Below are 13,137 nucleotides of genomic sequence, written 5' to 3'. Positions count from 1 at the left end.
GTGAAAATATGGTAAATCATGTATGATTGCACCCGAGATGAATTGGCAACTAAATTACACAGAAGGAAGGATGAATGTAGACCATGTCAAAGCTAGCCAAGACGTCTTCTTTTTCACAGAAATACCCTGTTTGGACCGTTGTTATTATTGAGGTGCTGTTACTTTTAGCTGTATCTGCCGCCGGGACTTACGCTACAATTAAAGAGCTTTCGTATACCGCCCCTGTACTGATCTCCTTTATTCCAATCGCGCTTGTACTGATCATCTACTTCACGGTTAAGAACAAATGGAGTGATCTTGGCTTCCGTCCTCTGAATACCATTTCCTCTGAGAAGTGGATTTATTACGCACCTCTAGCTGTCGTCCTGATCACCATATCCTTTAAAGGTTTTCGTGAGATCAGTACGTCTGAGGTGTTGTTCTTTATCTTCTTCACCCTGCTTGTAGCCTTTGTGGAAGAAAGTATTTACCGCGGATTGATTTTCAAGACTTTACTCACTAAGGGCGCTAAAACGGCTGTGATTACTTCAAGCATACTCTTCTCTATTACCCACTTGCTTAATGCTTTATCCGGTACAGACATGACGCAAATCCTCCTACAGCTCGTATATTCTCTTCTGATCGGTTTTGTGCTTACCTTGTTGATGCTGAAAAATAATAATATTCTACCGCTGATATTGTTTCATTTTGTACATAATCTGATTCAGTTTGTTGGTAACGATAATACAAGCGAATATATGGGGATCGATCTATTCATCCTTCTCGTACTCGCTGTGCATTGTCTCTGGCTGGCTCTATCCTTTAGAAAACCAACCCTATCGAGCAACCTAAATCAATCTAGTTAACGCAAAAGAGCGGTTCTCCAACAATCGGAGAACCGCTCTTTTTTTGAAAAATACAGCTATTCATGACGGACATGTTCATGCGTCTGCAGAAAGATCTGCTCTACATGCGCATCGTTGAGCGAATAGAATACCGTCTTCCCTTCTTTACGACGCTTCACAATTCGTAAATTCCGTAAATAACGGAGCTGATGGGATATCGCAGATTGTCCCATATCAAGGATCACGGACAAATCGTGTACACATAATTCTTTCTGGGACAAAGCGTAAATGAGCCGCACTCGTGTGGGATCACCCAACGCTTTGAACATCTCTGCCATTTTATCCGTTATTTCTCGGTCAGGCAGAATCAATGCAATGGATTCCGGTTCAAGCTCCGAACCCTTGCATGTGTTATCGCAATCTTCTAATGCCGTTGGCTCCATGCTATCGCCTCCTCCACCAGCTAGTCAGCTTTGCTGATTGTTTTCCTCAATTATATGAAAACCAGCTCTGGATGTCCATGGAGAAGGCGTTTATAAGAATCGTACTAAATCAGACCGCTTTACGATAAAAGGAGAGTAGTCCTGCCGCAAAAAACACAATAAAACTACCGCCCACTACCATCATCAGCGTTTCGAACGGTAAATTAAAAGCCCCAAACGTGTCATCACCATACGGCATCATAGCCAACATCGGTTGTACCCAAGGATAATAGGGGCCATAGGTTGAAGAATTGGCGATCAGCATATTGGGAATGGTCAGACTCACATTCAGCGCCAGCGGTGCGCCAAAACTGCTCCAGCCTTGAGAGATAGCCAGCTGCAGTGCAGCGAGTGGCAGACAGGCAACAAAGCCGCCAAATACCGAGCTTAGCAGCAGCGACCAAGGGATTGAATCCGGAATATTTCGGAATAAACCCATTCCCAGCACCATCACCAGGAACGTTAGTTGAACCGCAGCCAGCAATCCGATAATCATCACATATTTTGAGAGGTACACTGATAAACGAGTCACAGGCAGAGACAGCAACATCTTCCAGCCCCCGTCATGGTGCTCATAACGACAGATCAGTGCGGCAAAAATACCCGAGAGCACAGGTAGAAATAGCAAGGCATGCATCATGGACATCACATTTAATAGTAGTTCCCAACTCATCTTCTCCCCTTGATTATCTGCCAATGCCCCGGGAAGTAATGCTAAAATCGGACTGCCTATAACTAAAAGCCAGACATATGATTTAGACATTTTTAATCGTTCTGCCGACAACACTCTCCAAAATGAATTCATCGTTAATCCACATCCTTTCGTGCGAAGTGCAGTGCACCCGGCAAAAGAATCAGCAGCCCCAGCAGCAACCCTGCGCCGCTAAATAAGAGACGATGCGAAGATTCCCAAGCCATATATGGCCATGTTAAAGGAACCCACTCCGAAAGTAACATGGAGAAGATAGACACCAGAGATAAGGTTATTCCAAGAGCAACTGGCAATGTCTGATTACGGTTAGCCAGAGAAAGCCACAGCTGCAAAGCGATAACCGGCAACGCTGCAATATAGGACATAAAGCCAATTCGTAACACATCCAAATACGGAATCAGTTCGACCTTGAAGCCCAAAACAAGCCCTAAACCAACTGTACCCACCGAGAGCAGCAAACAAGAAACCGCCACTAGCACCAAACATAACACCAGCTTAGCCATAAATACTGAAGTACGTGAGATAGGTAGTGCCAAGAGCTGCTTCCACGAGCTCATCTGATGTTCTACATTTGCAATCAACGAGCATACTAAGGTCCCTCCAAGAAAAAGAGCAATGGGCACAAATGCAGCTACATTGTTCAGAAGCCCACCCCATAAATCCGCGCTATACTGCTCTCGAAGATAATCATAACGAAGGCCGAAGTTCAAGCCTTGCATGGCTACAAGTCCAAGCGGTCCAAGAAACACTAGAAACCAGAGTCCCTTGCCACGGATTTTGAGCCAATCCGCCGACAGTGCCCGCCACATCATGATTCCTCTCCTCCTACAACCTGCAGGAAGAAGTCCTCAAGTGATTGTCTCCGCTCCTCTACACGATAAATAGCATGCCCATTCTCTACCAAGGCTTTGACTAGCAAGGCAACTCTTGCATCGATCATCCGGGAGAAGACTAGCTTTTGGTCTTGAAGTATCCCTGTGTACCCCCGTTCTTCAGCAAGACGCAGCGCGGCCTCCGGGTCCGAGACTGCTAACCGCATTTCTCCCCCGGCTTGCCGCTGCAGATTCGTTATACTATCTTGGTACACCATTTGCCCTTGACGAATAATCCCTACGGTATCCGCCATTTGCTCAATTTCACTAAGCAAGTGACTGGATACTACGACAGTAATCCCTTGCTCCTGCGGCAATCGTTTAATCAGTCCGCGAATTTCCTGAATCCCTGACGGGTCAAGTCCGTTCGTCGGCTCATCCAGAATAAGCAGCTCCGGTTCCCCGAGCAAGGCAGCAGCAATACCTAGTCTCTGCTTCATCCCAAGGGAGAACCCTTTAACTGGACGCTTCTCTTCCCCTGTTAAGGAAACAATATCTAGCACCTCAGCAATCCGTGACTTCGGAGCACCAAGGATACGCCGGATGGCTTCAAGATTATCCACAGCGCTTAAGTGCCCGTAATAGGATGGAGACTCGACAAGCGACCCTACCTTCCGCAAAATTTGCAGTTTATGCTTGCGAAGATCCTGGCCGAAGACTTCAATCCTTCCTGATGTTGGAGTGATCAGTCCAAGCAGCATACGAATTGTTGTTGTTTTCCCTGCCCCGTTCGGGCCAAGAAAGCCATAGATCTCTCCCTTGCGGATGTTCAAATTTAAATTTTCCACCGCAGCCCGGCCACGGTATTTTTTTAATAAATCCTTCGTTTCAATCACTGTTTCTTTCATGTTCCTCACCTCGGTAATTAGCATAACGTCCCAAGGTTAAGAACAAGGCGGCACGAAGTTTAAGTTTTGTTTAAATTTCATCCCGTGGATTGAAGATTACAATAGAGGTGCCATCTCCTGTACTCTCCATATCCCACTCTAACTCCATATGCTTCATTAACAGATCCACGATGGACAGCCCTAATCCTGCCCCTTTGTAATCGGATGGACTCTGGATACCTCTGCCGTGATCTGTAATCAAAATAACACGTTGCCCATTACGGGACTCCGTAGAAATCCCTACATAAAGACCACTGCTGGCATGACGTACAATATTCTGAAACAGATTATCAAGAATACGGCGGAACCAGACCTCATCCACCATCCAGAACAGCGGTTCAGCCTCCAGGTCAATATCGATCTCGAAGTTCTCTTTTTCCCATACAGGGTACCAAGCAGCAGCACTTTCCCGCAACAAGCGCAAGACATCTTTACGCTCCTTCTTCAAAGTGATCCGTCCGCTGTTGAGGAGATTGTAGGATAAAAGATTCTCGATCAAGACGCTAAGATCCGCTATACGCTTATCCATTAGCTCTAAGGACTGTTGTCCTTGCGGGGTTAAGCTCTCTTTAGTCATTACATGGATGTGGCTGCGAATAACCGTTAGTGGTGTACGCAAATCATGAGATAGGTTAGATACTAGACGCTTACGAAGCTCTTCCTCTTCGATTTCCCTCTTTCGACTTTCGTCAAGCTTCGCCACCATCGTGTTAAAAGCTTCCTCCAGTCTGCCAATCTCATCCAGCTTGCCCGTCATAATAGACTTAGGCATTCTATCCGGCCCCGTAATCGTCATCGCGGTTTGCAGCTGTAGTAGCCGTTTGCGTATTTTTCTAAAGAACAGCAAAGAAACCAGTGCGAACCCTCCAAAAAGTACAAAGAGCACAAAGTAATACAAAGCCCAAGCCCCGACTCCCCCATAAGCCCCTTTGTTGAGCAGCTTGTTTGGAATTTGCATTACCATAAACCCTTTACCCGCATCCACTCGGTCTCCCATAAAGGCGACGATGGCTAAAGGATCACGCTTTGTACTTTCTTTCATAAAAAAAATAGCCTCAGCCGCAGTCCACTGCTCCGGAACTTCGCTGCCATGGTCCGGATTGCCTTCATCAGGTGTGAGAATCAACTGGGTCATTCCCTGCCCATCTACCCAAAACATAGTAGCCTCAGTATATTTCCGGCTCAGTTCATGTAGCCGCTCATTTATGCCTTCCGAAGAAGCATCTTCCAATTGAAGCGCCTCTTTATGCCACATGGTCTCCAGCGCTTCAACACTCGAATACAGAGAGGTGTCTACAGGTGGAGCCCCTTTAGTCACTTCATTAACCATATTGTAGAGAACAAAAGATAACGGCAGGACCACAGGGATAAAAAGCAGTGCAGAAACGATAATAAGCAAATATCCCGATAGCAAAGAAGAGCTACGCTGCTTGCGAATACGCCCTAACCCCCTCATGCTCTTACCCGATATCCGATCCCCCGGACAGTTTCTATAATTTCCGGATTGCCTGGATCAAGTTCTAACTTTTCGCGCAAATATCGTATATGTACCATCAAAGTTTTATCCCCTTCGAGATAGGCTTCTCCCCAGACGGCTTCATAAATCTGCTCCTTCGTCATAATCTGGCCGAGATGACGCAGCAAATAAGAAAAAATCTGAAATTGCTTACCCGTAAGCATGACTTCTTCCTGTGTCTGAGCATTTATTACTCGGTTATCCCCTTCATATACGACTAGGTGTTTAAGCGTGAGCGAATCCTGAACAGATGCCCCATTCCGCCTGAGCAGCACTTCAATTCTGGCTGCCAATTCATCCGGATGAAATGGCTTCGTCAAATAATCATCCGCGAATTCAAGCCCCTGCAGTTTATCATCAATAGAGGTTCGCGCAGAGAGCATCAAGATCGGAAGCTTAGGGTACGCCCGCTTCAATCGTTGTCCGACAGTAAAGCCATCCAGACCCGGAAGCATTACATCCAGAATAGCTAATTGACAAGGCGCCGCTTCCTCCGTCGCTCCCTCCCCGCTCCGCAGCCAACGCACACTATAACCACGCTCACTTAAATCCGCAGACACGACGCTGCCGATTTCATGATCATCTTCAATATATAACAGAGTAACGCTCATATATTTTAAGTCCTCCCCTGAGAAACTACGTAAAAAGTTGAAGTCATTATAACATGTTTTAACAGGACACTCAGGGACTTATCTTTTAAAAAAGCCCTCCTAAACCCGTGGGGGATAGGAAGGCTTTCGGAATCGATTTAAATTGGTTTAGGGAGTCCACACGCCGTGCTCTTTATTACTGCCAACATACTCAATACGCGTTGGAGTAAGTTCAAGAATCACATAATTAGGGTCATCAGGCCCTGTAAACCATGGCTCCAGCTCTTTGTTCCACACCTTTGTGCGCAGCCCTTCATCCTTAGAAACCGTAGCGGTGGCTTCAATCTCCAGCACGTCTTTGCTTCCACCTGACTCATATCCAAGCAGCAAATAAGCATTTGGATTATTCGATAATTCCTCCACCTTATGAGTTTTGCGATTCGTAGCTAAATAAATCTTCAAACCCTCATGGAAAATGGCCATGTAACGTACTTTCGGCTTATTTCCTTCTTCGATCGTACCAAAGGAACCGAACTTGTTGTCATCCAATGCTCTAATAATGAGTTGCTCCAGTTGTTTGTTATCCATTACGTAAATCTCTCCCTTCAAGCATGTAAACAAAAGTTTATATATCCAAGCTCACCGTTTGGATTTATCATAACAATGGTGCTTATTATAATGTACCCTTCCGGTTCACATTGAATCCGACCTTACTCCATAAACTACTTTCAATATAAGGGGCTTACTTCGTGAAAAAACTGATCTGGATCGGCTGTCTTTCCTACTTTGTCATTGGCCTTGCTCATGTAGTGCTGGGATCTATTCTTCCCGTTCTGCTACAGCATTATGATCAAAATTATAGTGCCGGCGGGCAATTAATCTTTAGTCAATTTGCTGGTTTTCTGGCTGGTGTGCTTGTCTCTCCCCTACTCAATCGCCGTTTTGGGAAACGAGGAGGCATCATTATCGCCACCGCTCTTCTCCTGACTGCTGAGATTGCGTATGCTTTTCTACCACCTTGGGAGTGGATGTATGTCATTGCTGTTGCGGCTGGCTTTGGTTTCGGTATGATCGAAGCCGTCATCGGCACCATCATTATCGGAGCTGTGACAGAAGGAACCGCGATCGCGATGAGCCGACTTGAAGTCCTATTTGGGATAGGAGCACTTGTTATGCCTCTTATCGCCAGTCCGCTCATTGCTACCGGAGCATGGAGATTAGCATTCCTAATTGTCGCTGGCTTCTCATTACTTTCTCTCATCCTCTGGGGAAGAGGCCATTTTGGGAATCTGCAGCGTATACTAGACGAGCGAGCACCTCGCAAAGTCTCAGCATCCGCACATTCCTCGCAGTCCAGCACACAGCTTCCGTATAAAGGGAAACAATGGATTCTGCTGGGCATCTTCATTCTTTTCTTCTTTCTCTATGTAGGTACGGAGATGAGTCTGGTCAACTTTATGCCCGCCATCTTTATCGCCAAGCTAGGGATGACAGAATCTGCGGCGGCGCTGACAGTCACTTTCTTTTGGCTAGCTATGTCTACGGGAAGATTGTTTGCTGGAGTGATTGCAGAGAAAATTTCTTACCGTGTATACATTTTAAGTAGCTGTTTACTAACCCTGTTACTGCTGGCTCTTTTTCCGTTCACAGATAATCGATTAGCTGCATTCATCGTAATTATGCTACTTGGGCTATTTATGTCCGGTATTTTCTCCATAGCTCTAGTCTTCTCCAGCAAGATGCTGCCAGGAGCCGAAGAATCAACACCCAGCATAATGATCGCTGCTGGAGGTGTCGGTGGAGCTCTGCTGCCCCTATTCATGGGCTGGTCTATGGACCATCTAAAAGTGGCACAAACTGCTGGATTACTTGCCGGTTTTGCCGCCTTCTTGTTCTTGCTGAGCATTGCCGCATGGAGGTTCCAATCCAGGCAAGCAGTGCAAAGAAAGAGTTCCAGTATTTAGAATGTTAGAATGGTATCAACCTAATCCTTTTAGGGTAATGTCATCTATAAGCATATTCTGAGCACAAGGATGGACGATGAATGGATAAGCTTTCAACTGAGCCTTTATTACATACTGCGCTTATGCAGTTTATTTTTCCCTTTTCAATAAAAAAGGGCGATTCTAAGAAGCTTATCCAACAATTGCAGGATGATGGCTTCACACGTTTTTTTCTGGATAATAAAGAATTAGAAAATGCCTATTACGGAGAAGGCCACTGTGTTTCCCATGAACGGATGGAGCGCACCTATTTACCGTTTGCTGCACACATTCTTTTTCCACGCAAGAAGGATGAAGACTCTTTCCGCCGCTTTTCCAGAGTCAATAATCTGGACTGTATTCTAGAGATTCCTCAGCAGTCTATATTTTTTAAAATTCTCTCGACGGATATATTCATATGTCCTTTTCAGCTTGGATTTGTGACGATACGTGTCCAGCTTGAGGGGGATTCGATTCCCTTTAGTAATGCACTGGAATTCGCGGACCGCTTCCGGACGCTTGAGAATACCTTCGTACAGGATGACTACACCTATATCCATTGCGGAGAACAGACCTATGAGATGGTAGAGGATTTTGTCTTCCGAAATCTGGTGGATGGACTGGAGCCTTTTCTGGATCACTCGGATATTAATGGGGCTTATTTCGAGACCCTTCCCTTTTTCGTAGATGAAAGAATGCAGGTGCAAGCCTTTTATGGCTTTCAGAGTGAAGGGGATTCTGATGAAATTAGTATAAATATACGCTATCGCGCCTCTCAGCTTGATGGAATTGATCTGAACGGGAAGCCCTATGCCAGTGCCAGCGATCCAGCGTATATTGCGAACTACTGTCATGAGCATTCCTATAACCGATGGGGCCCAGACTCGTATTATATGATGAATGAGCAGACCTTTTGCTGTCTGACCCGAGCTGAACCAAAGATCGCCGTTAGCCTGGCCAACCAGATGTACGGGCAATATTATTACGGATTTCTACTCAATATTTTCCACAAAATCGTTCTGCTAAAGCTGGCAAATATGCATTCCCGACTACGCATAAACCACGATTATGATGAGATCGATAATTTAATCTACTCGATTAATAAATTCTCGGCAAAGTTCTATTTCTTAGAGCTGATTTCACAGTCGCAAGGACGGGAGATTTTTCTTCAGCTGCGTAAAGTATACGGGAACGACGCTCTGTTCGAGGAAGTAAAAGAAACCTTGACTGACCTGTTTCAGTATCAAGATAAGTTCCAATCGAAGCGCCGTGATAATCTGCTGATGATCCTCACTGTATTTACGGTGGTAAGCGGGATTTATGGCATGAATCAAGTCATTGACGATCTGGATGGAAAGATTCAATGGAGTAAGATGGTTAGCTATTCCCCCTTTGAGTTTCTTGCTCTTTTCGTGATTATGAGCGGGATAATGATCAGTGTTGTCCTTACGCTAGGTGCTCTGGTTACTGAGCTTAAGCGGCGTCATCGCAAGAAACATAAAGATCTGGATTAATGAAAACGGACGGAGAGATTTGAAAAATTTAGGAGCGTGCTACTAGACATTCCGAGAACAGCCGTCTATAATACACCGTATGCAAGCATAAACGCCTTCAGCGTCCTTATAAAGACGATTAGCGTTTAAGCGAGAAATACCCGTTAACTTCATAGAACCAGGGGTGCTGGAATTGGCCGGCTGAGATTGTATCCCACAAGATACTGACCCTTATACCTGATCTGGATAATGCCAGCGTAGGAATCGCCAATTGGTTTTGGTCCCTGTGACCTTTACTAACCTTGCGCCAAGCCAGCGTCCCGATCACTCGGGGCGCTTTTTTTGTGTAGATCACAAAAGATGTAGAAGAAATGTACATACTACACTTTATGGTTCATGTTGGATGACGGGATCTGGCAACCTTAAAGGAGAGAAGAAGACATGCAAGTCAAAAAAGTACTTATGCTTAGCCTCACCTGTATGCTCATTCTTGCGATTGCCGGATGCGGCAGCAACAATGGGAATACAGCCGGAAACAAAGGAAATGCTGCGGAATCGAATGCAGCGACCGGATCAAATGCTCCAAAAGAGCTTACCAAAGTTAAGGTTGCACTGGATTGGACACCGAATACGAACCACACCGGTCTATACGTAGCCAAGGATCTTGGTTATTATGCGGAAGAAGGTCTGGATGTAGAAATCGTTCAACCTGGCGCAGCGGGTTCTGATACGATGGTTACCTCTGGCGAAGCTGCTTTTGGAATCAGCGCTCAGGAAGGATTGACTCTAGCTCGTCTACAAGGCGTTCCCCTTGTCTCGATTGCAGCCATTATTCAGCATAATACTTCGGGATTCGCCGCTCCAGTGGATCGGAATATTAAATCACCAAAAGATTTTGAGGGTAAAACTTACGGAGGTTGGGGCTCTCCCGCTGAGGAAGCAGCCATGAAGGCGATCATGGACCCTGTTGGTGGCGATGTGAAAAAGGTGAAGCTAATCAGTATTGGTGAAGCTGACTATTTTACCGCAGTCAAACGTGACATTGATTTCGCTTGGATCTTCTACGCTTGGACCGGTATTGAAGCCGAACTGCGTGGTGAGCCTCTGGATATGCTCTACTTGAAGGATTATGCGCCTCAGCTCGATTATTACACCCCTCTGCTGACCACGAGTGAGAAGCAGATTTCTGAGAATTCAGATTTGGTGAAGGCTTTCCTGAAAGCCACATCGAAGGGTTATCAATATGCGATTGATCATCCAGAAGAGGCTGCCGCTACATTATCCAAGGCTGTGCCTGACCTTGATGCCGAGCTTGTCCTAGCTAGCCAAAAATGGCTTAGCCCGAAATATAAGGACGACGCCCCACGCTGGGGAGAGCAAAAAACCGAGGTCTGGCAGAATTACGGCGACTGGATGTATGATTTGAAGCTGCTGGACAAACCGCTGGATGCAGCTAGTGCATTCACGAATGATTTTTTACCGGCGGAGTAGACCGGACTTCCCAAGTTCGTTCAAGATTCGACGCCGAATCTACTTCCTGAAAACACTTCGTTATCAAAGTTGGCTTTTTGAACTTACCTATTTCAATGAGAGTTCAAAAAGTCAGCTTTCAGAACCAAGAAGGTTGGACGTTACTTGAGGAAGGAGGAACGGAGCGTAGTGATGTGCTACGTGAGTACCGGACTTCCCAAGTTCGTTCAAGATTCGACGCCGAATCTGCTTCCTGAATACACTTCGTTATCAAAGTTGGCTTTTTGAACTACCTATACAATTTGAGAGGATTGATTATTGTGGCTAACACACTTTTAAGCATTCAAGTAATTCCTAAGACTCCAAACAATGAGGACTCCATCCCATACGTAGATAAAGCGATTGAAGTTATTCAAAAATCCGGCGTTAAACATCAGGTGAATCCACTGGAAACTACTATGGAAGGTGAACTGAGCGAGCTCCTGGAGGTTGTACGTCAAATGCAGGAGGCGCTGATCGAAGCAGGTAGTCCAAGCGTGATCTCCCAAATCAAAATCGCTCATAACCCTAACGGAATCAGCATGGATAAATTGACGGAGAAATATCGGCCGTGAGATCGACCTGGAAGCTAATATGGCCGCCCCTTGTGGCGGTCGTCTTCTTTTTAACCGTATGGCAGTTATCTGTTTCTATATTCCATATCGAATCCTGGATTCTGCCGAGTCCTGCTGATATTGCTCGCGAATCCACCAGTAATGCCTCAGGTCTCTGGGCTCATACGATGGCTACGCTCCGACTCACATTAATCGGTTTTCCTATTGGTACAGGTGTAGGCTTGATCGTCGCTCTACTTTTGCATCTTTTACCTTGGGCTAGACGGGCTTTTTATCCACTCATTATTCTGAGTCAAAATGTTCCCTCTATCGCACTCGGACCACTGCTTATCATCTGGTTTGGCTTCGGCCTTTTGCCCAAAATCGTGCTGATTACACTGGTATGCTTCTTCCCGGTAGCTGTCGCTGCAATGGGCGGCTTGTCTCAAAGTGATCAGGTCATGATGAATTATATGAAAATGGCTGGCGCAAGCAAGTGGCAAATCTTCACCAAGCTGGAGCTCCCGTCTTCTATCCCGGCACTATTTTCCGGTGTGAAAATATCTGCTACTTATGCGGTTATGGGAGCCGTGGTCGCTGAGTGGATTGGCGCGGATAAAGGGATTGGCTATTATATGCTGCTGCAAAAATCGGCTTACCGTACGGATCGGATGTTTGTCGCTATTGTTATTATTGTGCTCCTTAGTCTTGTGCTTTTTGCGATTATCGCCTTGCTCGAAAAATGGTTAGTTCGCTGGAAACCGCGCCGTAACTCATAGAAAGGAAGATGCCTGTATGTCTCAAGCGACGCAAATAGAGCAAAGAACAACTGAAAACACAAGCTCTCCTGAAGCTCATACTGCACCACCTGCTCTTGAAGTAAGCGGCATCTCCAAGTCCTTCACCCATCGTCGCCGCGAGACGAACGTGCTTAACAACGTCTCTCTTAAGGTAGAGCAGCAAGAGTTCGTTTCGATCGTCGGTCCTTCCGGCTGCGGAAAAAGCACCTTATTCCATATGATCGGCGGACTAGTGAAGCCTGATGCAGGAACGATCCGCATGAGCGGCAAGGTCGTTACAGGTCAACGTGGTGAAATCAGTTATATGCCGCAGCAGCCTGCGCTTTTTCCTTGGCGAACGATTGAAGATAATGTACTGCTAGCCGGAGAAATTAAAGGCGCTCTGCAGGATGGAGCTCGTGAAGAAGCGCGCCAATGGCTCGCAAAGGTTGGCTTGAATGGATTCGAACAGGCTTATCCGCATATGCTGTCTGGCGGGATGCAGCAGCGTGCTGCTTTTCTCAGAGCATTGCTGGCTCCGCAGGAGTTGATGCTGCTCGATGAACCTTTCAGCGCACTGGATGCACTAACTCGCAGTGAAATGCAGCGCTGGCTGCTGGAGCTGTGGGAGGAGAATCGCCGCTCCGTGCTATTCATTACCCATAACATCGAAGAAGCGTTGCTGCTCTCGAATCGTATTTATGTATTCTCGGGTCGCCCTGGCTCCATCCTACATACTGTTGATGTGCCATTTCCACGGCCACGCCGCGATGAGATTACGGATTCCCCGGAATTCCTTAAACTCAAACGCCAGCTGTCACAGTGGATGCGAGAAGAACAAGCTAAAAGCGAGAAGTAGCTTTTTGAATAGAGGTCACTCCACTCACTTTAAACGAGAGATTAAACAAAGAACCGCCCGGGCTTCAATTAGCCCAAG

14 protein-coding genes and 1 riboswitch are annotated in these 13,137 nt (G+C 46.2%); of the genes, 7 read left to right on the top strand and 7 right to left on the bottom strand.

Annotated elements, in window-relative coordinates:
• The first annotated feature begins 83 nt into the window (after nt 1-83).
• Complete coding sequence (locus ACQKMP_RS19340) at nt 84-845, top strand: CPBP family intramembrane glutamic endopeptidase (RefSeq protein WP_427470502.1); 762 nt, start codon at nt 84-86, stop codon at nt 843-845.
• 56 nt (nt 846-901) lie between these two features.
• Here the strand turns inward: ACQKMP_RS19340 and ACQKMP_RS19335 are convergent, their stop codons facing one another.
• From ACQKMP_RS19335 to ACQKMP_RS19305, 7 genes are all read right to left on the bottom strand, one after another.
• A complete protein-coding gene (locus tag ACQKMP_RS19335; protein ID WP_042184384.1) occupies nt 902-1,267 on the bottom strand; it encodes an ArsR/SmtB family transcription factor in 366 nt (121 codons plus the stop codon).
• 109 nt (nt 1,268-1,376) lie between these two features.
• Nucleotides 1,377-2,111, bottom strand: a complete 735-nt coding sequence (locus ACQKMP_RS19330; RefSeq protein WP_042184382.1) for an ABC transporter permease — start codon at nt 2,109-2,111, stop codon at nt 1,377-1,379.
• Nucleotides 2,112-2,113: 2 nt separating this feature from the next.
• Nucleotides 2,114-2,830 carry an ABC transporter permease gene (locus ACQKMP_RS19325; protein WP_076285176.1) on the bottom strand — a complete coding sequence of 239 codons (717 nt, stop codon included), beginning with the start codon at nt 2,828-2,830 and terminating at the stop codon, nt 2,114-2,116.
• Nucleotides 2,827-3,738 (bottom strand): ABC transporter ATP-binding protein, encoded by a 912-nt coding sequence (locus tag ACQKMP_RS19320; RefSeq protein ID WP_042184378.1) that lies wholly within the window; start codon nt 3,736-3,738, stop codon nt 2,827-2,829. The genes ACQKMP_RS19325 and ACQKMP_RS19320 overlap by 4 nt, the downstream gene beginning before the upstream one ends.
• Before the next feature lie 70 nt (nt 3,739-3,808).
• Nucleotides 3,809-5,233 carry a histidine kinase dimerization/phospho-acceptor domain-containing protein gene (locus tag ACQKMP_RS19315; RefSeq protein WP_427470499.1) on the bottom strand — a complete coding sequence of 475 codons (1,425 nt, stop codon included), beginning with the start codon at nt 5,231-5,233 and terminating at the stop codon, nt 3,809-3,811.
• Complete coding sequence (locus ACQKMP_RS19310; protein ID WP_042184374.1) at nt 5,230-5,904, bottom strand: response regulator transcription factor; 675 nt, start codon at nt 5,902-5,904, stop codon at nt 5,230-5,232. Before ACQKMP_RS19310 ends, ACQKMP_RS19315 begins: the two co-directional genes overlap by 4 nt.
• 147 nt (nt 5,905-6,051) lie before the next feature.
• Nucleotides 6,052-6,471, bottom strand: a complete 420-nt coding sequence (locus ACQKMP_RS19305; protein ID WP_427470497.1) for a pyridoxamine 5'-phosphate oxidase family protein — start codon at nt 6,469-6,471, stop codon at nt 6,052-6,054.
• A 161-nt stretch (nt 6,472-6,632) separates the two neighbouring features.
• Between ACQKMP_RS19305 and ACQKMP_RS19300 the strand changes: the two genes are divergently transcribed.
• The 6 genes from ACQKMP_RS19300 to ACQKMP_RS19275 all read left to right on the top strand — a co-directional run bounded on the left by ACQKMP_RS19300 (nt 6,633) and on the right by ACQKMP_RS19275 (nt 13,059).
• A complete protein-coding gene (locus ACQKMP_RS19300; RefSeq protein WP_042184370.1) occupies nt 6,633-7,847 on the top strand; it encodes an MFS transporter in 1,215 nt (404 codons plus the stop codon).
• An 80-nt stretch (nt 7,848-7,927) separates the two neighbouring features.
• A complete protein-coding gene (locus tag ACQKMP_RS19295) occupies nt 7,928-9,379 on the top strand; it encodes a hypothetical protein (protein WP_339244475.1) in 1,452 nt (483 codons plus the stop codon).
• Between the two features lie 149 nt (nt 9,380-9,528).
• Nucleotides 9,529-9,639: riboswitch (TPP riboswitch) on the top strand.
• A gap of 160 nt (nt 9,640-9,799) precedes the next feature.
• Complete coding sequence (locus ACQKMP_RS19290) at nt 9,800-10,849, top strand: ABC transporter substrate-binding protein (RefSeq protein WP_427470494.1); 1,050 nt, start codon at nt 9,800-9,802, stop codon at nt 10,847-10,849.
• A gap of 299 nt (nt 10,850-11,148) precedes the next feature.
• The gene (locus ACQKMP_RS19285; protein ID WP_036682688.1) at nt 11,149-11,442 is read left to right on the top strand and encodes a thiamine-binding protein; all 294 of its coding nucleotides are present in this window, start codon (nt 11,149-11,151) and stop codon (nt 11,440-11,442) included.
• Nucleotides 11,439-12,200: an ABC transporter permease gene (locus tag ACQKMP_RS19280; RefSeq protein WP_427470491.1), complete on the top strand. Its 762-nt coding sequence runs from the start codon at nt 11,439-11,441 to the stop codon at nt 12,198-12,200. The genes ACQKMP_RS19285 and ACQKMP_RS19280 overlap by 4 nt, the downstream gene beginning before the upstream one ends.
• 16 nt (nt 12,201-12,216) lie before the next feature.
• Nucleotides 12,217-13,059 (top strand): ABC transporter ATP-binding protein, encoded by an 843-nt coding sequence (locus ACQKMP_RS19275; protein WP_339244471.1) that lies wholly within the window; start codon nt 12,217-12,219, stop codon nt 13,057-13,059.
• The last annotated feature ends 78 nt before the right edge of the window (nt 13,060-13,137 follow it).

Origin of the sequence: Paenibacillus sp. NPDC101420, assembly GCF_050277435.1 — a bacterium.
In the GTDB taxonomy this organism is placed as follows: domain Bacteria; phylum Bacillota; class Bacilli; order Paenibacillales; family Paenibacillaceae; genus Paenibacillus_AQ.
The sequence above is the reverse complement of the archived record's forward strand: the minus strand, read 5'-3'. Positions and strand labels throughout refer to the sequence as shown.